General features: G+C 33.8%; 18 protein-coding genes and 3 pseudogenes. 6 read left to right on the forward strand and 15 right to left on the reverse strand.

The genetic code is table 11. The features are described from left to right. Positions 1–30: 30 nt before the first annotated feature. Together JCM6256_RS07725 and JCM6256_RS07730 are read right to left on the reverse strand one after the other, a co-directional pair. The gene (locus JCM6256_RS07725) at positions 31–879 is read right to left on the reverse strand and encodes a hypothetical protein (RefSeq protein ID WP_025081158.1); all 849 of its coding nucleotides are present in this window, start codon (positions 877–879) and stop codon (positions 31–33) included. A gap of 154 nt (positions 880–1,033) precedes the next feature. Further along, entirely contained in the window at positions 1,034–2,188 is a 1,155-nt protein-coding gene (locus JCM6256_RS07730) for a cysteine desulfurase family protein (protein WP_025081159.1), read from the reverse strand. Between the two features lie 141 nt (positions 2,189–2,329). On the opposite strand from JCM6256_RS07730, the pseudogene proC reads away from it, so the two are divergent. Further along, positions 2,330–3,102: pseudogene (gene proC, locus JCM6256_RS10515) on the forward strand (pyrroline-5-carboxylate reductase). A 59-nt stretch (positions 3,103–3,161) separates the two neighbouring features. On the opposite strand, the gene JCM6256_RS07740 reads toward proC, so the two are convergent. The 10 genes and pseudogenes from JCM6256_RS07740 to JCM6256_RS07785 form a co-directional block, all read right to left on the reverse strand. Beyond that, on the reverse strand, positions 3,162–3,404 hold the full coding sequence (locus JCM6256_RS07740) for a hypothetical protein (protein WP_025081160.1): 243 nt from the start codon (positions 3,402–3,404) through the stop codon (positions 3,162–3,164). 109 nt (positions 3,405–3,513) lie between these two features. Further along, a complete protein-coding gene (locus tag JCM6256_RS07745) occupies positions 3,514–4,068 on the reverse strand; it encodes an ECF transporter S component (RefSeq protein WP_025081161.1) in 555 nt (184 codons plus the stop codon). Between the two features lie 20 nt (positions 4,069–4,088). Continuing rightward, positions 4,089–4,925, reverse strand: coding sequence for a pyridoxamine kinase (locus JCM6256_RS07750; protein ID WP_025081162.1), 837 nt, complete (start codon positions 4,923–4,925; stop codon positions 4,089–4,091). A gap of 157 nt (positions 4,926–5,082) precedes the next feature. After that, positions 5,083–6,059 (reverse strand): annotated as a pseudogene (locus JCM6256_RS10110) (Gfo/Idh/MocA family protein). Between the two features lie 8 nt (positions 6,060–6,067). After that, positions 6,068–6,856, reverse strand: a complete 789-nt coding sequence (locus JCM6256_RS07760) for a Cof-type HAD-IIB family hydrolase (RefSeq protein WP_025081163.1) — start codon at positions 6,854–6,856, stop codon at positions 6,068–6,070. A 105-nt stretch (positions 6,857–6,961) separates the two neighbouring features. Next, positions 6,962–8,737: a DNA helicase RecQ gene (recQ, locus tag JCM6256_RS07765; protein WP_025081164.1), complete on the reverse strand. Its 1,776-nt coding sequence runs from the start codon at positions 8,735–8,737 to the stop codon at positions 6,962–6,964. 83 nt (positions 8,738–8,820) lie between these two features. Beyond that, complete coding sequence (locus tag JCM6256_RS07770; protein ID WP_025081165.1) at positions 8,821–11,040, reverse strand: alpha-galactosidase; 2,220 nt, start codon at positions 11,038–11,040, stop codon at positions 8,821–8,823. Beyond that, the gene (locus tag JCM6256_RS07775; protein WP_025081166.1) at positions 11,024–11,527 is read right to left on the reverse strand and encodes a PTS sugar transporter subunit IIA; all 504 of its coding nucleotides are present in this window, start codon (positions 11,525–11,527) and stop codon (positions 11,024–11,026) included. Before JCM6256_RS07775 ends, JCM6256_RS07770 begins: the two co-directional genes overlap by 17 nt. A gap of 7 nt (positions 11,528–11,534) precedes the next feature. Further along, positions 11,535–13,061 (reverse strand): sucrose-6-phosphate hydrolase, encoded by a 1,527-nt coding sequence (locus JCM6256_RS07780; RefSeq protein WP_025081167.1) that lies wholly within the window; start codon positions 13,059–13,061, stop codon positions 11,535–11,537. A gap of 11 nt (positions 13,062–13,072) precedes the next feature. Beyond that, positions 13,073–14,530, reverse strand: coding sequence for a PTS transporter subunit EIIC (locus JCM6256_RS07785; protein WP_025081168.1), 1,458 nt, complete (start codon positions 14,528–14,530; stop codon positions 13,073–13,075). A gap of 156 nt (positions 14,531–14,686) precedes the next feature. Here JCM6256_RS07785 and JCM6256_RS10115 point away from each other — a divergent pair, with 156 nt between their 5' ends. Next, on the forward strand, positions 14,687–15,457 hold the full coding sequence (locus tag JCM6256_RS10115; protein WP_238318575.1) for an AraC family transcriptional regulator: 771 nt from the start codon (positions 14,687–14,689) through the stop codon (positions 15,455–15,457). A gap of 702 nt (positions 15,458–16,159) precedes the next feature. Next, positions 16,160–16,360: a hypothetical protein gene (locus tag JCM6256_RS07795; RefSeq protein ID WP_025081169.1), complete on the forward strand. Its 201-nt coding sequence runs from the start codon at positions 16,160–16,162 to the stop codon at positions 16,358–16,360. A 123-nt stretch (positions 16,361–16,483) separates the two neighbouring features. Here JCM6256_RS07795 and JCM6256_RS07800 read toward each other — a convergent pair whose 3' ends face one another. After that, a complete protein-coding gene (locus JCM6256_RS07800) occupies positions 16,484–16,687 on the reverse strand; it encodes a hypothetical protein (RefSeq protein ID WP_025081170.1) in 204 nt (67 codons plus the stop codon). Between the two features lie 661 nt (positions 16,688–17,348). Here JCM6256_RS07800 and JCM6256_RS07805 point away from each other — a divergent pair. Both JCM6256_RS07805 and JCM6256_RS07810 read left to right on the forward strand, forming a co-directional pair. Then, the gene (locus tag JCM6256_RS07805) at positions 17,349–17,837 is read left to right on the forward strand and encodes a hypothetical protein (protein WP_025081171.1); all 489 of its coding nucleotides are present in this window, start codon (positions 17,349–17,351) and stop codon (positions 17,835–17,837) included. Between the two features lie 154 nt (positions 17,838–17,991). Then, positions 17,992–18,189, forward strand: a pseudogene (locus JCM6256_RS07810) (NAD(P)H-dependent oxidoreductase); the annotation flags it as partial. Between the two features lie 262 nt (positions 18,190–18,451). Here the strand turns inward: JCM6256_RS07810 and JCM6256_RS07815 are convergent. After that, a complete protein-coding gene (locus JCM6256_RS07815) occupies positions 18,452–18,763 on the reverse strand; it encodes a hypothetical protein (protein ID WP_025081173.1) in 312 nt (103 codons plus the stop codon). Positions 18,764–18,998: 235 nt separating this feature from the next. After that, complete coding sequence (locus JCM6256_RS10620) at positions 18,999–19,163, reverse strand: hypothetical protein (protein WP_155833181.1); 165 nt, start codon at positions 19,161–19,163, stop codon at positions 18,999–19,001. Between the two features lie 438 nt (positions 19,164–19,601). Here JCM6256_RS10620 and JCM6256_RS10665 point away from each other — a divergent pair. Continuing rightward, on the forward strand, positions 19,602–20,047 hold a 446-nt coding region (locus tag JCM6256_RS10665; RefSeq protein WP_238318576.1), incomplete at its 3' end, for a 1-acyl-sn-glycerol-3-phosphate acyltransferase.

Raw genomic sequence — 20,047 nt, forward strand, 5'->3', positions numbered from 1 at the left:
TTTTATTTATTACAAATTAATCTAAAACGATTACTTTAAGCTGTTAAGCATCTTTAAAGCAGTTTCAGTATCATGAGCCTTAAGTTCATATACATTCTTGCCGTCTTGCCATGCAATAACTGTGTTAAGTGAACCCATATGGTCACCTAAAGTTACATGCAAGTTACCATGAGTTGAAGTTGATGGAACACCATATTGGTTAACCAAAGCAAGAACTTCCTTACCACGGTCAGTTGGATCCTTCTTCATCATGCTGTTTGCTTGGATAACAAATGACCACTTATCCTTGTTCCATTGCAAGTATCTTTGACCTGCGGCACCTTGGATAGTACCTGTAGTGTTATCATCAAGCTTCTTAGTTGGCAAACCTTTTTGTTCAGGTGAATAGTTAATAATGTCTTCCGCATTGCTTGCATTCTTAACTTCCTTCAACACAGCATAAGGTCTTTCATTCTTAACGCTGTCAGAATTGAAGTCTTTAGCAGTATCACCAACGCTGTAGTAAACAGTATTAGTGTCGCCAGAACTTGTGTAGCGAACATTAAGCTTATCTGAACCTGTACCTAAACCATCCTTAGTTGGAAGAAGCATCCCTGGAAGTGCCTTACGCAACTTACCAGTGAAATAACCCATACGATCATGTTCAGGAGCTTGTGATGAAGCCTTTTGTGATGATGAGCTAGAGCTACTGTTACTGCTACTTGAAGATTGTTCCTTCTCGCTACTTTGAGCAGATTGCTTATTAGTATTTTTCTTTACAATTTTTGAGCTTGAGGTTTTACTTGATTGTGAACTGCTTTGGTTATTACCATTAGAACAAGCAGCCAATGATACTGCGGCTAAAATTGCCGCCGCAGTTATACCGAGTTTGTTTTTCATATTAATAAACTCTCCCTTAAATTAATAAACTTTTTCTATATAGGTATTGTAACAGAGTTTAAGCAAACTTTCTTTTAAAAAAGCCTTACGAACTTATAATAAATTTTAAGTATTTGTAATATAAAAAACGACATCCATAGGGATGCCATTTTCATTATCTATTCTTCAATCGCTTAATAATCTTAGTTAAAGTAGCAACTAATTGCTCAATATCTTCCATCGTATTTTCAATACCAAAACTGAATCTTAATGACTCATAAACACGGGGATTATCTTCACCATACATTGCAATTAATACATGAGATGGGTTAAGTGATCCCGCAGTACATGCTGAACCGGCGGCACCTACAATTCCACTTAAGTCTAAATTAGTCAAAAGCACATCGCTCTTAATTCCCTTAAACCAAATATTAATAACTTGAGGAGCCATATTTTCTTCGATATGTCCGTTCACTTCGAAATCAATACCATTTTCCTTAAGGCCATCAACTAAAGCATGCTTGAAGCCAAGATATTTTTCACGATTCGTTTCAATAGCTTCGTTTGAATGGATTTCTGCCGCCTTGGCAAAACCAGCAATTGCAGGGACGTTTTCAGTTCCGGCACGACGCTTTAACTCTTGGTCACCACCTTGCAAGTATGATGGCAAATCGATTCCATTGCGTTCATATAAAAAGCCAAGAAGCTTAGGACCATTTAATTTATGAGCTGAAGTAGATAAAAGATCAATCTTCATATCTTCAACATCGATTGGTACTTCACCATAAGCCTGAACAGCATCTGTATGGAACCACGCATTTGTTGGAGCTACAATTTCACCGATTTCTTTAATAGGTTCAAGACTACCAACTTCGTTATTAATCATCATAATTGTTACCAAAATTGTGTCCGGACGAATAGCCTTTTTCAATTCATCGAGATTGATTTGACCATTTTCATCTACGTCAAGATAAGTAACTTCAAAACCCATCTTTTCCAAACGTTGAAGAGGTTTTAAGACAGCCTCATGTTCAATTTTGGTAGAAATAATATGCTTGCCTTCATTTTGACGAAGCATGGCTGTTTGCATAATTGCGGTATTATCACTTTCGGTTCCGCCACTTGTAAAAATAATTTCATTATCTTGAGCATTAATTGACTGAGCAATAGTATGACGGCTTTTTTCAAGAACATTCTTTGCTTCACGGCCATAGTAATTGGTTGCTGAAGCATTGCCAAAAACATTCGTCATCATATCAGTCATAGTTTTAACAACTTCGGGAGCCATTGGACTTGTTCCCGCATTATCAAGGTAAATTCTCTTATTCATTATTTTCATTCCTCGTTTTTGCGCTTTGATTATAAGTATATTACTAAAAGTAAGCATTAGCAATTATCTACTATTGCCAATTAGTTTTAAGTTATTCGTGTTACAATTAATTTAACATAATTATTCAAGAGGTAAAGTAATATGACAAAAATCGGTATTATTGGCGTTGGCCACATGGGAAGCGCCATTATTAAAGGATTGAAAAAGAATCCTAACAATAAAATTATTACAGAAAATCCTGTTAATCCATGCGTTGATAAATTAGCAAAAGAGCTTGATTTTGAAGTTACTAATACAATTTTAGATTTTATGTCAAAAAGGCCAGAAATTATAATTCTAACTACTCCTGCACCTATTACCCTAAAGATTGCAGAAGAGTTAAAAAATATTTCCAAAGATACAATAATTATCTCAGCTGCGGCCGGAATTCTTATTTAGATTTAAAGAAACAACTTCCAAATAACGCAATTGCAAGAATTATCCCTAATACGCCAGTAGCTATTAATGCTGGTACTATTGGACTTTTTCTTTCCTCTGATATTGATCAAAATATTCAAACTAAGATTCATGATTTTCTCGCCCAACTTGGGGATGTAATTGCTGTCAAGGAAAGCCAATTAAGCATTGTTGGTACAATTGGTGGCTGTGGCCCAGCTTTCGTTGATGTTTTTCTTGACGCATTAGGTGATAGTGGCGTTTTAAACGGTCTTCCCCGTGAGTTAGCCAATGAACTTGCATCAAGCATGGTTAAGGGCAGTGCAAGTTTAGCCTATGAGAGCAAGTTAGCTCCATCCCTTCTTCGTGATCAGGTTTGTTCACCTGGCGGTACGACAATTAAAGGTGTCGCAAGTTTAGAAAAAAATAGTTTTCGTCATGCGGTGATTGATGCAGTAAATGCTGCAAACCAAAATTAAACAAAAAAGATTAAGCACTTCAATCTGCTTAATCTTTTTGTATATTTATATATTAAAAATTAATATTCTACTGGCTTATATGGACGATTAATAGCATCAGCCTTAAGGTCTGGAACTTCATCAACCTTTTCCTCTTCAACAGGCTTTTCGTCTTCATAAATGCGAACTGGTGAAACGCCTCTGTCTTCGTTTTCTTCATCTGTATCAACAGGTTGATTATCCATTGCCTTTTTAGTAACCGCAGCTGCAGCAAGTCCTGCTACGATTGACCCGATAGTAAACAAAATTTTCTTTTTACTCATAATATAAGCGCCTCCGTTTTAAAATTTAAATCGCTTTCATACCTATATTATAAACTATTAATACCATAAGTCATTAGTATTGCTATATATTTATAGAAAATTAATTTACTTAGTTTATTTTTAAAACTTTCTTAGCACCACGAGCAAAAGCAAAGTACAAAATTGGCGTACAAATTGCTGTTGACAAGGAATTAATCAAGGTTGCTGGCAAACTAACAAAAGCCGCTACATAAGCAATCTTTAAACTTGTTCCTACCATCAGTGCCTCAATAATTGAAACACAATATGTTGTGAAAATTTTAGTAATACCTGCAACAATGGCCAAAATAATAATATTCTTTTTACTATCTTCATAGTGCATCCCCTTAAAAATCGCGGATAATACACTAGCAACAACGACAACTTCCAACATAGTTAACCATGAAGTAGCCGCATAGCCATTTAGAATATCAAATCCACCTAAACCAATAATTCCTGCTAACATTCCATTACGATAACCTAAAAGCAAAATTGCTACAGCAGTTAAAGTATTACCAAAATGGATAAATGGTCTACCTACCATTGCTGGCACAGGAATTCTTAACACCCAAATGCCAATATAGATAATTGCTGCAAAAAGTCCAGTCATTACCAGTGCTTGCAGTGAATTTTCATCTTTTCTCATCATAAGCTTTTCTCCTTTGTTTATCTCTTAATCTGCTTCATTAGCCATGGCAAAGCCAAAGCATAATTTGGTCCCAAACGCGGATCCTGATTTTCCGTAGCCAAAATTGCTTTTTCGATAAATTCGGCAGCAATTTGCGTTGATTTTTTCAAATCATGCTTAGTCATTAAGACTGATAAAAATGCACTAGCAAACATATCTCCTGTACCAAAATACGATCCGGGCAACTTTGCTTGAACAATTGACCATGGTTTTTGGTTATTAGTAGTCCCTACCATGCCAATCGTATTATCATCCATAGGGATGCCTGTTAATACGATATGTTTAACTGCATATTTTTTCATTAATTGATGAAGCATCTCTACAGCTTCATCGATTGTAAAAATATCTTTATTAGAAGGATTTTCACTCAGCAGAAGTTGCGCTTCCGTCATATTAGGCGTCAAGATAGTAGCCTTTTTTGCTAAAATCTGCATACGCTGAACGTAGTCTTCATCAAGACCGCGATATAGTTTGCCGTGGTCCGCCATTGCTGGATCAAGCAATACGGTTTGATTTTTAGAAACAAAATTATCAATATTTTCATTCCAAAAATCAAGTGCATTAGATCCCAGGTAGCCAAGATAAAGAGCATCAAAATTTATGTTTATTTCTTGCCAATGCTTTATAATTTTTTCCATTTCATTCGATAAATCTAGAAATGTATTATTTCCATATCCACCTGTGTGCGTTGATAAAATTGCTGTTGGCAAAACTGACGCTTTAATCCCGCAGGCTGCGATGATTGGCAAAGCAACTTCAAGTGAAACTTGGCCAACGCATGATAAATCTTGACTGATTAAAATGTTTTTTGTCATTCATCCACCTTCTATTCCCTAATTCATTAAGTAAACTATATCCGCGATCTTTTAGCAAGGTTAATTTTAATAAAAGCACCGTCTCTTTTGCAATTTGAATTTTATACTTTTTCAAATAAAAAAGACAGACCATTAAATGATCTGTCTATATGATTCTTTAGCCTAATTTCAATCCTGCATCGTCACATGCCATTTGCAATACTTTCATTACATGATCACTATGCTCCAAAGCTTTTCTAACCTTTTCCATATCATGATTTTTAATAATCTTGGCAAATTCAACGAATTCTTCATACATTCTATGAGCATGAACTTTATCATCAACGTGGCCTAATTTGTCAGAATTATGATAGATATCAAAAGAATCCATGACACCTGGTGAACCATTGACAACTAAGCTTCCTTTTCACCTTCAATGGTTGAAGTAATCGGACCGCCGACATCTTTAGCAGCAATCGCAACCGCCTTAAAGTCGCCATAATCCATGGTCAAAATTCCTGAAGTATCGACATCACGCTGAATATTAGCCATATAATGAACTTCTTTCGGCATCCCGAACAAGCCGACAATAAAATGAATATTATAGATATTCAAATCCATCAAGGCACCGCCACCCTTTTTAGGGTCAAAAACGGGTTGAATTTTTCCTTCTTTAAACGCATCGTAACGATGAGAATACTGTGAATAGTTCATCGAAACAATTTTAACTGGTCCAATATCTGCTAGTTTATCCTTCAATTCTTTATAATTAGTCAAATATTGATTAGTAATCGCCTCAAGAAGAACTAAATCTTTCTTTAAAGCTAATTCCTTTAATTCTTTAAATTCATCATATTTAATAGTAAACGGCTTTTCACAGATAACGTTTTTTCCTGCTTCTAAGGCCTTTTTTACAAAATCATAGTGTAAAAAGTTAGGTACGGCAACGTAAACAGTATCGGCCTTTGTTTCTTTTAAGGCTTGCTCATAATCAGCATATCTTTCTTTAATGCCATATTCTTTGGCTAACTTCTTTGCCTTTTCCTCACTACGTTTAGTACTATCGATCGCCGTTAATTCAATTTGAGGCAAATCTTTAGTCAATGGTAGCCAATCTTCAACGATAAAACCAGATCCCGCAATTAATAACTTCATTTTTTCTCCTAATCAAAATACTTATTTAAAACTTCTGCAATTCCATCTTCATTATTAGTTTTAGTGATAATTTTTGCACTCTTTTTCACTTCATCAGGCGCGTTGCCCATCGCAACTGAATTTCCTGCTTCTTGCAACATTTGTTCATCATTAAAATTATCACCAAATGCCCACGTATTTTCCAATGGAACGCCGTAATGATTTTTCATGGCTAAAAGAGCTTTTCCTTTATTGATCCCTTTAGCCATTATCTCCAATAAAGTAGCATTCGATTTTACAATGCTTAAATCAGGAAATTCTTCACGTAATTGAGTTTGTAAAGCATCAATTTCTTTTGCATCCCCGATTAACAAAGCCTTGTGACAGGAAGGCAGCTTTTCAATATCAGAAATATTGGCCTTTGTTGACGTGACTTTGACAATTTGCTCTTCTTGGATATTCCCTGGCATTTTAGGTGAAAACCATTGATGTCCTGCATAAACGTTCCAAGCTACATTAGGATATTTTTGCGTAACTAATGAAATAATTTCTAATATATCGTCAACCGGAAAAGAGTGAGATTCAATTATTTCATTATTTTCATCTAATAACATAGCACCATTGTAGGCAATCATTGGATAATTACTTGAGATAGTATCTGCTACAACATTAATTGCTTCCGGCATTCGTGCAGATACCGGAATAAACAAGTCACCAGCTTCGATTCTCTTCTTAATAGCTTCTTTTGTCTTAGGGGTTACTACGTGTTGGTCATTGATTAAAGTACCATCAATATCCGTAAAAATTAAACTTTTCATATTAGCTCCTAATTCTTAATAATCAGTATATATTGTAAGCGCTATATCTATTATAAATATAATAAGCACAAAATAAAAATGTCTATGCTCAAAACATAGACATTTTTATCTTTCTTCATACTTTTTTATAACTTCAAGCATAATCTTACCGTAACGTTTAAGCTTAGCCTGCCCAACACCACTGACTTCTAGAAATTCACTCTCATCATGTGGCATAATCTTGGCCATATCGTGCAAACTGCGATCAGAAAAAATCATAAACGCCGGCACATGTTGTTCTTTAGCAAGTTCTAAACGTTTAGCTTTTAATGCATCATAAAGGTCACCATTTGCAGAAGTATCACGCAAGCCGTTAGCAATCGGCTTTTGTTCACCTTTACGGAAAACTTGCTTTTTACCATCAAGAACATCCCAGCCATTATTAGTAACATGCACAAGCGGATATTGATCACCTGATAGCTCCAAAAAGTTATTGGCAATTAAATAATTAATCAAGCTAACTGCCTCGTTTTGCCGCATCTTTAGCGCGCCATAATGATCTAAACTTTCAGCACCTATTTCTTGAATCTTTTTATTCTTAGATCCAGTAACTGCTTGAGCAACAATATTTTTGCCAAAACGACCATCTAATTCATAAACCATAGCAATTATACTTTTTGCCTGACTTGTGACATCAATTAGTTTGCGATTATCTAGACAATTGGAGCACTTGCCACATGGTGGGCAATCCTGTCCAAAATATCGAACAATGAATTGCTGAAGGCATTCAGATGTATTAGCATATTGGGTAACTGCCGCTAATTTAGTAAATTGGATTTTCCGATATTCATCATCCAAATCAGATTGTTCAATAAACCAACGATATGTACGTAAATCTCCAGGATGATAGATTAAAAGCGCTTGACAGTCAGCGCCATCTCGACCGGCTCTACCTGCTTCTTGGTAATATGATTCAATATTTCGCGCGCTATTAGCATGAATAACAAAGCGGACATTGCTTTTATCAATTCCCATGCCAAAAGCATTTGTAGCCACGATAACTTGAATACGATCAAATTGAAAATCATCCTGAACTTCAGTACGTTTATCCGTATCCATTCCACCATGATAAGCAGCAACAGAAATGCCTCTTTTAGATAAATAATTAGTCAAATCTTCTACTTTTTTACGCGTGTTAGTGTAGATAATACCGGCTTCTTCGGAATGAGCCTTAATATAATCATAAATATAAAGATCCGTATCTTTTGGTGAATTAACTACTTGAAAACTTAAGTTAGGACGCGCAAATGAAGTAATAATAAAATTTTCTGTTGGGATGTGCAATTGGGATGCAATATCTTTTTGAACCGCCGGGGTAGCAGTTGCTGTTAAAGCTAAAATGTTAGGTTTACTCTTTAATGAGCTAATTCCATCATAAATTTGCCGATAAGCTGGTCGAAAATCATGTCCCCATTGAGAGATACAGTGAGCTTCGTCAACAGCTACAAGATCAACATCAATAAAGTTTAACTGATAACGGAAATAATCCATTGCTAACCGTTCAGGCGTCATATAAAGAAGTTTGATTTTTCCTTCATAAGCTTTACGCAAAATTGGATTTACTTCTTCCTGAGGCGTTGTTGAATTAAGCGCCGCAGCCTGGATACCGTTTTGATTCAAAGAATCAATTTGATCTTTCATTAATGAAATAAGCGGCGAAATTACTAAAGTTAAACCAGAATTTATTAATGCTGGAATTTGATAACAGATAGATTTTCCGGCTCCGGTTGGCATAACAGCTAAAACATTTTTTCTTTGTAAAACAAGATCGATTACTTGTTCCTGCCCTGGGCGAAAATTCGTATATCCAAATGTGTTTTTGAGAATTGTTTGTGGATTTATCATATCTTTATTAAAACTTGTAGGACAATTTTTTGCAAGATAACAAAAGAGAGATAGATTTAACTTATCTCTCTTTTGTTAGTTTATTTTTTCTTTAAATCATAAAGATAAGATTGAAAATCACCTGATACTTGCATCATTTTTTGATTCCAACCATTTAATTGATATGGCTGACGAAGTCCAATTTTTTCTAAGAAATTCCCATGCAATATATCTTTATCATTAACAATATATTCAGAACCGAAATCTATATTTGATAGTTTAATATAGTGGTCCAAAGTTTCATTCGGACAAGCCAATTTTCTATAAAAACCAATTACTTGTTCATTGTTATCACTGACGCTCCAAGAATAAATATTCTTATCATCCCCAATTGCTAATAATTGGTTAAACTGTCCATTAACTAAAAGATCACGCTTTTCTTTATACCAAGAAATATGATTTTTTATTGTCTCTTTTTCCTGATCGGTTAATTTGCTTAAATCTAGCTCATAACCCAATGGGCCAAATGAATTGAAGTCTTGTCTAAAAGCTAAACTAGTTTTTCTTCCAGTTTGATGATTAGGAATTGCTGAAACATGATTACTAAAAGTAGACAATGGATAGGCAAGCAAAGTTCCTGTCATAATATCAAGACGCTCACCTGCATCACTATCATCACTCGGCCAGATTTGAGGACTATAAAACATAATTCCCAAATCATACCGTCCACCACCACTTGCACATCCCTCAATCAAAAGATTAGGGAAAGTACTTAGCAATCGATGATACAAATCGTAAACTCCTTGAATATAACGATAGTAAAACTCTCCTTGTGGTCGATCATTTTCAGCTAGATAGGGAGAATATGCTTCTGAAATATGACGATTCATATCCCATTTAATGTAATCAACCTTAACAGAGTTAAGTATTTCACTCATTTGATTAAAAATATTGTCGACCACTTCTGGATTGGCAAAATCTAAGACATATTGATTTCTTCCAATTGCGGCTCTCTTAAAGGGATGACGAACTACCCAGTTAGGATGCTCTTTATAAATAGGTGCGTCTGGTGAAACCATTTCTGGTTCAAACCATAATCCAAATTGCATCCCTAATTCATGAATTTTATCACTAAAATGATTAAGTCCTAATGGAAATTTCTCACTATTAACTGTCCAATTGCCCAATGAACTTGCATCATCATTTCTCTTTCCAAACCAGCCATCATCTAAAACAAAACACTCTATGCCTAATTTCTTTGCTTCCTTTGCCAAGCTTAATAATTTTTGTTCATTAAAATCAAAATATGTTGCTTCCCAATTATTAATTACGATTGGACGCTTAGCATGAAGCCATTCTTCAGCAATAACATGATACTTTGTAAAATGATGTGTTTCATTCATCAAGCCGTTATATCCTGCATCCGTGTAAAATAAAACTGCTTCAGGAGTAGTAAAACTCTTTCCAGGATCTAACTGCCAACTAAAATATTGAGAATTAATTCCTGTAATTAATCGGCTGGTATGCCATTCATCAACTTGAACTTGACTAACAAAATTACCTGAATAGATCAAATTGCTTGCAAAGATTTCTCCATTATTATTTGAAATATTTTTATCAATTAAAGCAATAAATGGATTAGCCTGATGACTAGAAGCTCCACGTAAAGATTCTATTTTAGTAATTCCTTGTTCTAAAGGACGAATCTTAATATGACGTTCCTTAATCCATGCTCCAGATAATTGCAAAAAATTATAATTAGAGTCTGGAAGATCTAAAACTGCACTCTGCATGTTTTCAACGTTATATGTCTTATTGCTTATGTTTGATATGGTAGCTTTTCTAACTATCGCGCCTGTATCATCAAAAATTGTATATGTAAGTTTAAGCTCTAAAGCATGATCGTCATCTTTTAAATAAATAATTAAATTTTCAGCATTTATGCCATATGAAGCAGGAGAATCTTCTTTTCTCGGCTTTCCTGTATTAACTTCAAAATGGCCGTATTTAAAATCCGGATAAATTATTTCTTGACTTAATTTTATATCTAATGCACCTTCACGAAAATCCGACGTACCAAAAACAGGATACTCTTGCATTCGATCGCCTAATGAAAAATCTTTCATTTTCAGATCATATTCAGTAATTTCCGCTCCTCGATTAGAATGATCAGAAAGATATTCCAATTCTGATATGCTAATTTTTCCTAATGTCTTACCGTAATACAAATGTCCTAATTGTTTATTAGGCATAATATAAAATAAATAACTTACTTTTTCATTATAGAGATGAAAAAATTTATCTTTAATTATATCGATCATATTTTCTTACCCTATTTGATGAGACTTCGTTCATTTCGACTTTGCTGCCATAATCTTTTAACAACAAAACCTTTTTATCATATCCAGCAGTGAAAATAGTCATCACAGTTGTATCAATGCCCTTCTGTTTCATAAACTCTGGATCAAATTCGATTAATTTATCACCTTGTTTTATTTCATTGCCTTCTTGGGCAAAAGCGGTAAAGCCCTCACCATTAAGATCAACTGTATCTAATCCAATATGAACTAACACTTCAATGCCATCTTCAGTTTTTATACCAATTGCATGTTTAGTTTTAGGTAGGCTGACAATTGTTCCAGAAATAGGAGCAACAATCGTGGAGTCATTAGGCTGGATAGCAAAACCATCACCCATCATTTTTTCAGCAAAAACAGGATCTTTTACATCTTCCAGTTTTGTCAAAATTCCGCTTACTGGTGCTACTACGTTAAATTCTTCTCTTTTCTTCTTTAAAAATCCAAACATATTAATTCTACTTTCTATATCTTAATTGATTAATTTTTGCTTTATAACTTGCTTCACCACAATGACTAGTAATAAATATGTGATTGTTTTTGTTGTCAGTAAAGACTCTCATGGAAAATACATCTTTTCCATCATTTAAGAATATTTCTGCAGAAGAAACATCTTGCAAAATTCTTACTTTTATTTTCTTATTTAAATCTAAATGACAGCTTCTTTCTGCCCCATAAGCTTCAGAAATTGGCAAACCACAATGCCCACGATTTACTATAAATTCCTGTTTTTTATGATTAAAAATCAAGCGTAAATGGTCAGTGTTGTCTTCATTTGCAAACAAATCAAGGATCGTATCATAAGCTTGAGTACAATCGAGCTCTAATTGAATATCACGGCTATTGCTTTTACCCGCTTCGAGCTTAATACTTTCTTTATTTGTTTTGCCTTCAATTAAAAATTGCTCTTGATACAAATCTTTTATTTCTTTAACTGGTTTTTGAATAATCACGCCATCTTTCACTTGCAATTCTCGTGGAAAAATCATGCATCCCGTATAATGAAACTTTTCTGTAGGATACTTTGTTTCAGGAAGTCCCATCCATGCAATTAAGAGTCTTCTTCCCTTTGAATCTCGCATAGTTTGCATAGCATAAAAGTCAAAACCTTTATCCAGTTCATGAAATTCACCACAATCAAATTGCCCATTTTCCAAATTAAGATGATTACCGATCAAATAGCCGTTTTGATAGATATTTCTATATTTGTTATTACTAGTTTCAAGGCCTTGCGGACAAAATTCTAAAATGCCGTGATTATTAATCTCATAATAATCTGGGCATTCCCACATGTAGCCAAAATTATTATGATCTGCTTTAATTTCGCCAACGATTGACCACTTATGTAAATCAGAGCTTTTAATCAATAAAGCCGCACCTGTTAAATTCTCACGCTGAATTCCTAATACTGCGTAATAAATTCCATTCTTTTTAAAAATTTTCGGATCACGAAAATGTCCTGTATATCCTTTTAACGGACCTTTTAACAAAGGTGTCATCCATTTTTTAACTTTATTGTCTTTATCCATCATGGCGCCAACTTGATATGGAACACGATGCCAATCATCTTCGCTTTCCGTATTCGTCCATGTGTTTCCTGTATACATTAGAAATAGTCTATTATCTACGGGCAAAGCGCTGCCTGAATATGTGCCATGTTTATCCAAAACCGTGTCACTTTCAATGCCAGCGCCTAAATCTTGCCAATCAATCAAATTTTTTGAAACTAAATGTTTCCAACCATGTTGCGTATAATGTGGATTTTTACTAAAAGCTAATGGAGACCATTGATAGAACAAATGATACTGATGATTAAAATACGAGAACCCATTTGGATCTCCCAAAGATCCACTTTCACTTTCAACATGATAATTTTGTCTATACGGACTTTGATTAGTTAAATCAATTTCGTTAGTAACAATATTGCTAGGAACGTCCGCTAAATGTTTAACCATATTAATAAAATTTGCTCTACGATTCGTCATTTTTATTGTCCTTATTTATTTTTATCCGGATTAATAAATTTAGCCATTACTAATGAAAAGATACAACCAAATACTAATCCAATTAAGTTAGCGATAAAGTAATTCAAGTAACCATTATTTTGTGGAGCTGCAATTGCAATTCCTGTCAAGCCAGTTGTACCAAAGGCAACAGCGGTTAATTTAGTGAGGTAAACATATGCACCAGCAATTGCTCCGCCGATACAACCACCGATTAATGGATATTTCTTAACTAAATTAATACCAAAAATTGCTGGTTCTGAAATACCGAATAAAATTGAGAAGAATGCAGAAATTGAAATTTCCTTTGCTTTCTTATTCTTGCGGTTCAAAATGAAGTAAGCAATAACGCCTCCACCTTGACCCATCAAGGCTACTGACATAAGTGGATTTAAGAAATCATGCCCCGTAGTTGCAATTAATTGTGTTTCTACAGCACCAAACATGTTATGAAGTCCAGTAATAACGATAAGTTGTTGAACACCTGAGAATGCGGCATAACCAAATACACCCAAAGTGTTAGCTACCCAAAGAAGAGCTGTAGTAATCCAATTTGAAAGAGTAACTCCAATTGGCCCAACGATTAAGAATAATGCCAATGATGAAATTAAGATTGTAAGCATTGGAGCTAATACAAATTGAATAACTCCTGGTAAGTGCTTTTGGAAATAATTATCAAGCTTAGCAACTAACCACCCCATAATTAAAGCAACAATAATTTGACCACCAAAACTAGTCATTGAAACATGCCAGCCGAAGATATTGGCAATCATTGGCTTTGCTGCTTTTGTAGCCACATCAGCCATTGATGGTAATGATTGTGACATCATTACAGTACCAATTGCCAAGCCTAAAACAGGTCGACCACCATAACGCTTAGTTGCGGAATAGGCAATAATTAATGGAAGCATTGCAAAGATTCCGCCAGCACCTATTCCAATAATTTGACTGATTCCTGAAATACCAGGGAACATTTTTACTAAAGCTTCAGGTCCAAAAATTCTCTGCGTTAGCAAATTGTTTAAACCAATTAAAATACCACCGGCCAAGATTGCTGGTAAAACTTCAGTAAATACCCCTGTTAAATCATCCAGAAATTCTTGGAATAAATTACGCTTTTTACCATCCTTATTGTCTTTTTCAGGAGTATCTCCTGTATCGTCTTGATTTGTTTGTGCAGGAATTCCTGTATATTTAACGAAATATGCAGTTGCTCTATCGACAAGTCCAGGTCCGATAATTAATTGAAGCTGATTACTTGTAGTATTTAAATTAACTCCTTTTACCAATGGCAATTCTGATAAGCCATCAGTATTTACTTTTGATACATCTTTTAAATTGATGCGTAACCGTGTTGCACAGTGAAATGCTTCTACAGCATTATCTTTTCCTCCAATAGCAGGAATAACAGCATCTGCTATTTGTTTGAAATCTTTTTCTTCGTTTTTCATTGCGATTCTCCCCTATCTATTAACGTTTTGAAAAATAGATTGTTAAATATAAATATGTTTTATTTCTTTAACTGTCTATATCATATACACGCGCAATCGCTTTCACAATATTATATTGTTGTTATGATATGTTAAAATGTTGCATAGGTGATTTAAATGAAATATTATCGTTGGGGATTTAATAATCAAACATATAATGATCAGTTTTATATTTCTTCAGGCGGCTTTGAAAAACCGCATCCCAAGCACAGTTATGGACCTATGGGACGTTCAGGATATATGATTCACTGCATAACTGGAGGACATGGAATATTTAAAAGCAATGGAATAACATATCATTTAAAAGAAGGGGATATGTTTTATATTGAGCCCCATAAGACGACTTATATGGAAGCAGACGAAAAGGATCCTTGGACTTTTTACTGGGTCAGATTTGTAGGCAATCTTGTTCCTAAATACATGAATCGAATTAATCTATCTAGTAAAAATGCTGTTATGAATCAAAACGATCTACCTACTGTTTTTCAAGACGTGATTGATATAGTTGAATATTCTAAAAATACTGGGCCTAGAGATTTTTATTATCAATCTAAAATGTTGAATATTCTAAATTCATTGCAATTACATTATCCTAAACCTTCACTGCATAATAATATTCCAACTGCTACGGATATCTACGATCGCGCATTGCGATACATTTCAAATAATTATGAAGAACAAATTAGCGTTCATGATTTAGTTAAGTATTTAAATATTGACCGTTCATATCTCTTTAGAATTTTTAAAAAATACAGTCATACCAACCCGCAAGATTTTATTACTGACTATAGATTACGTAAGGCTAGTGAAATGCTTAAAAGTAAAGAAAACAATATTGAATATGTAGGACTATCTTGTGGTTTTGTTAGTTATCAAAGCTTTTTTTAGATTTTTCAAGAAAAAATATGGAATTTCTCCTAGTGATTACAAAAAGAAATATTTAAATTAAATAATATCTGTGAATTAATAATAAAAACCGCTACAAAGCCCGATATTACAGCATTCTTAGCAATGTTTCATATATTTGGATAAAAGAACCGCTGAGTATTAACATCTTTTATATTATTTTGATTATTTTTGTGTTTCACGCGTAAAAGTGTAAGCGTCAAATAACCGAGCGTCTGTTTTAATTCTCATTTTTCAGGTATTCTTATCTCATCATATTTATGGAGGCGATTTATGCTTGAAAAAACAGCCCATTGTGGCACCAAATCATCCGGTTAGACCTAAGAAAACCCGTCCGTCACGCAATAATCTTTGCTGAAGCAGACTTGCTTACATCAATATCAACTACACCTTTCATCATTAGCCTCCAAATCCAGCAGTAGAACATTTTTGTTTAAGAAATCGGATCTAATTTTCTAAACTCGGCATTAAAATGCCCACATTCTTCGAAGAGATTGCCAAACACTTAAGCAAGTTTGATATACGACATCAAGTGTCTAAAAAGCACTAGGCATATTGTTTTACTGCTATCTTAATTCTACAAGAAAACAAAAATAGCGAATCAATTATCTCGTCGGATAATCCATTCACTATTTAGCTTAAAATGTTTGGTATTCGCTTAAAAATCCCGAAAAAGATATTGATATGGCTATTGCAATTACAGATGGGGCGCTTAAGTCAAAGCGTGTTCCTGAATACACCAATATCGGGCGCAAGCTAGGAAATCTAACAACTCAGTTTATTCGCACCTATCTTGATACGCAGAGCCAGAAACGTGTTTATTTAGCCAATTTGTACAAACGTGCTACCAATCTGCACATTCGGCGTTTCAGAAGCCCATATTGATATTACTTCTATATATTTTTTGGCTTAGTCTTTTCAACATGATTTCGATAATATTTATTAAATTGATCCATTTCGTCTTGATGAGTAGCCCTTGTTTTAACTTTGGGCGATGGATTTTACTAACTAAAAAATGCTGTCAGCCCATTCAGGCAATAGAGTAGCCACGATTTGAACATTATTCTCAATCATGCCTTTATCATCATCACTATCAACGCTACTCATTGAGCGGTAATCTACTTTACTACCATTTTCAGTATTATTGCTGTTCAAAGTAGCTTGAACACTTTGAAATTCTTTCTTGAAATCTTTAACGTACGATTTTTCCATAGCTGTTCTTCCTCCCAATTCACAAACATATGTTTCTAATGGGATGGAAACTACAAGTATTCATAGGCTTATTTGTGATACTTTCGTTTTCTCTTAAATTCTGCTCTTAATTTATCTAACCTTATTCGCATGATCAAAACGATTAAAATTATCTGCTTAAATTACTGATAATACTTGACTTAGGGTAGAAAACAAAACATGATGAATACAATACTCTTATTGCAATCAGCATATCTCACATATGTTAGATCTAATTTGTTTTTTAATCCATAATAAATTCTATTCGTTTTTTGATCTGTTTAAGAGCTTTTTCAAATCTATCTTGATTATCCTTATCAGGCTCAACATTCTACAGGATTTCTTTTTGTCTTTTTAACTTGCTTTTTTAAAAAATTAATACTAAAAACCTCTAGGAAATCAATACAATGTCATTAAGTTAAGACATTGAAGTGGAAACTGTATCGTCATTTTTAATAAGCAGTGTAGATGAAACTATAAACCGCAAGTTTGATTACATAAAAATTTAACACCATAATACTTCTTAACATTTCCTAAAATTAACAATTTTGTAATTCTGTTGCCAAATATATAATTTACAATATTAATATCATTTGAAACCCTGATTGGGGCCATTCTAATATAAAGGAGAGTCATTTTAACGATGAAGAAACTAATCCTTTGGGGTGCGATTTTTGCAATGTTTGTTTTAGGTGGTGGAGGTGCCGGCGCTTATATTAGCCATGCCAATAACGGGCGGCAAAACATACCGACAAACAATACTACGAAGACTAAGAATCGAAATCCAAATTCTGAGAGTACTGATAAAACTGGTAAAAAGAATGATCCTTCTGATCCAAGTGATGCAAATTCTAGTACTGATCAAGACAGTACTTCTTCTAACTCCAGCAGTGAGGATAAAGATCAAAAATCAAAAAACGAAAGTTCTTCTTCCTCTGATGAAGATAAGCAAAGTGATCAATCAAATAGTGACGAAGACAGTAGCGATAAGGAATCCAACACTGGCGATAGCACTAATGATAACAGCGATAACGGTAATAATTCTAAGTCTGATACCGAATCATCGACTCAATCAAGTACTACTCAATCTTCAAGTGCTACAGAATCCAACACTGACGATGCTGACAAATGAAACTATGTAAAAAGCCCGCGAAATGATACATTCTCTGTCAAGTAGACAGTAGAATTACATAAAGTTTTTTGTCCTCAGTTGATTATTAATCAGCTGAGGATTTTTTTGCTTCTTTAATTTTCTTTTTGTGTATCTTTTGCCAGTATCTTTCTATTCGATGATTTGGTGGAATAGTGTCCCCGCAATGCTTAAAGGTTTCATTGATAAAGTGATGAAAGAAGGAAAAGAATTATCCCATACTGTAAATAAAACTAGCATTCATGGCGAATTAACTAATATTAAACATACTTATGTCCTCACCACTTCAACTTCACCAACTTTTTATGTCAAACTCTTTTTGGGAAATGGTATTATTTAACGATTGAGTATTTTCAGCGAAGAACTTATGTTGCTTATTATATTGTTCAACTTGAGATTTAATCACTTGCTCTATCCGAGTTTTACTTTCTTCAACGGCTAATAAAGCCTTATCACGTGGAAGCAAATTGGTATTATGCAAATCATGAGTGATTTCTTAGTTAAGACTCTTTTCAGCTTCAACTGTTCCTATATCCTTGCCCTTATCCATATTTACCAAGATATTTTCTGTTTCAAGATATGAATCATTAACATCCCTATAATCTATTTTTTACCACAGCAACAGAGCAATCTTCTTGACCGTTGGAGAAACTGTAATTAGGTATTAAAGGATTAACTAATGGCTTAAAACGATTAGTCTTAAAATTATACATCCGCTTATTAGCTTGCTGATACTCTTCTGAGTGCTTTTCCGAAGCAAAGCTAGCATGATCCATTTGTTCAGATTCAGTCTTATCAAGCATAGTTTTGACTGCATTCTGCTTTTTATCTTTAATATCTTTCAAATAGTCTTCGTATTGTGGAAGAACTACATTATCAAACTCAGTATCGGACAATACACCTTCCATTTTATTGCCCCAACGATTCATCATCTTTAATTGAGAATTGATAGGATTGATAAATAGGGAAAGTATAGATGTAAATCTGGTCTTTATCGTTATTAACAATATATCTACTGGTTCAATAACATCAAATGTTGAAAAATTTATAAAATGTCTAACTTTTTCGGCTCACTACATCATCTCTCTTTTTACTTTCATTATATAATCATAGATATGCTTGGTAAGTATTTATATAGAATAATTAAAAATTGTTTAATCTATCTTTTTTATTTCTATATTCAGATATCAACGAATCATTCTCTTCTTTTCGATCAGTTGCACATGCTTCAGAAATAATCTTAACAATTCCTAATCCTAGCGAAATACCAATTGTAATCGCACCAATGCTTGTAACAAATTTTTTCATATTTTGGTCCTCAACTTTCTAAATGAATTATATGCTAAAAACATTATTAATTAAAAAAGAAAATCAGATACTATATTTTTTTATATTTACACATCATTATTCATGATGATAACGAAAGGTTAACAACATGATTATTGCATTTCATCGAAAAAATGTTATTTCTAACATAAGAGATAATGTTAAAAATCAACAATTTCATTCACAAGCAGAAATTGCTGATCCCACTTTGTCTGATAATGAAAGCAAAAAATCGTAGCAAGTCTATGGAACAGGAAAAGTACTAAATCGTACAAAATATTAAATTTTATAATTACTCAATGCTTAAATTTAATTGCCTGCATCTTACCCACAAAATTAGAAATAAAAGGCCGCACTTCTTCTTTACCTCCTTCAGCCTTTATAACGTGCAATCATTATAATCAATTAGATATTTTACCGATTAAACGTCTTGCATTAAGAAATCACAAAAGACTCTACTTCATTGTTAAAGATACAAATTTAGTGATGCATTTTCCAATTGGATTTTTAGTGCGTAATGCAGATAGCATCCCTCTTACCTATAACACTCACTATTTAGGTCGGGAATTGCCAAAGCATCTATCAAAAATTATTAATAATAAATCATGGATACTAATTTATCCTGAACAGGAACTATGGTTCAATTATCGCAAACCCCGTCCTTTAGCTAAGGGTGCCTATTACTATGCAGCCAAATTAAATGTTCCCATTATTTCTTGCTTTGTTGAAATGCAAAACAGACATAGTAAAGAATTATTTCATCGTCAATTTTATAAACAAAAATTGACTCTCCATATATTAGATACAATATATCCTGATCCTAAGTTAACAATTTCTCAAAACACTAAACTAATGATGCAAAAGGA

It is taken from the genome of Lactobacillus hamsteri DSM 5661 = JCM 6256 (assembly GCF_000615445.1).
In the GTDB taxonomy this organism is placed as follows: domain Bacteria; phylum Bacillota; class Bacilli; order Lactobacillales; family Lactobacillaceae; genus Lactobacillus; species Lactobacillus hamsteri.

Bases quoted from the DNA above. Each gene is read 5' to 3' on its own strand.
- JCM6256_RS07770 (WP_025081165.1), bottom strand. From the start codon at position 11,040: ATGATCGATATAATTAAAGATAAATTTTTTCATCTCTATAATGAAAAA.
- JCM6256_RS07760 (WP_025081163.1), bottom strand. From the start codon at position 6,856: ATGAAAAGTTTAATTTTTACGGATATTGATGGTACTTTAATCAATGAC.
- JCM6256_RS07775 (WP_025081166.1), bottom strand. From the start codon at position 11,527: ATGTTTGGATTTTTAAAGAAGAAAAGAGAAGAATTTAACGTAGTAGCA.
- JCM6256_RS07815 (WP_025081173.1), bottom strand. From the start codon at position 18,763: ATGGAAGGTGTATTGTCCGATACTGAGTTTGATAATGTAGTTCTTCCA.
- JCM6256_RS07750 (WP_025081162.1), bottom strand. From the start codon at position 4,925: ATGACAAAAAACATTTTAATCAGTCAAGATTTATCATGCGTTGGCCAA.
- JCM6256_RS07740 (WP_025081160.1), bottom strand. From the start codon at position 3,404: ATGAGTAAAAAGAAAATTTTGTTTACTATCGGGTCAATCGTAGCAGGA.
- JCM6256_RS07800 (WP_025081170.1), bottom strand. From the start codon at position 16,687: ATGGAAAAATCGTACGTTAAAGATTTCAAGAAAGAATTTCAAAGTGTT.
- JCM6256_RS07725 (WP_025081158.1), bottom strand. From the start codon at position 879: ATGAAAAACAAACTCGGTATAACTGCGGCGGCAATTTTAGCCGCAGTA.
- JCM6256_RS07805 (WP_025081171.1), top strand. From the start codon at position 17,349: ATGAAGAAACTAATCCTTTGGGGTGCGATTTTTGCAATGTTTGTTTTA.
- JCM6256_RS07780 (WP_025081167.1), bottom strand. From the start codon at position 13,061: ATGACGAATCGTAGAGCAAATTTTATTAATATGGTTAAACATTTAGCG.
- JCM6256_RS10115 (WP_238318575.1), top strand. From the start codon at position 14,687: ATGAAATATTATCGTTGGGGATTTAATAATCAAACATATAATGATCAG.
- JCM6256_RS07785 (WP_025081168.1), bottom strand. From the start codon at position 14,530: ATGAAAAACGAAGAAAAAGATTTCAAACAAATAGCAGATGCTGTTATT.
- JCM6256_RS07730 (WP_025081159.1), bottom strand. From the start codon at position 2,188: ATGAATAAGAGAATTTACCTTGATAATGCGGGAACAAGTCCAATGGCT.
- JCM6256_RS07795 (WP_025081169.1), top strand. From the start codon at position 16,160: ATGGCTATTGCAATTACAGATGGGGCGCTTAAGTCAAAGCGTGTTCCT.
- JCM6256_RS10620 (WP_155833181.1), bottom strand. From the start codon at position 19,163: ATGAAAAAATTTGTTACAAGCATTGGTGCGATTACAATTGGTATTTCG.
- JCM6256_RS07745 (WP_025081161.1), bottom strand. From the start codon at position 4,068: ATGAGAAAAGATGAAAATTCACTGCAAGCACTGGTAATGACTGGACTT.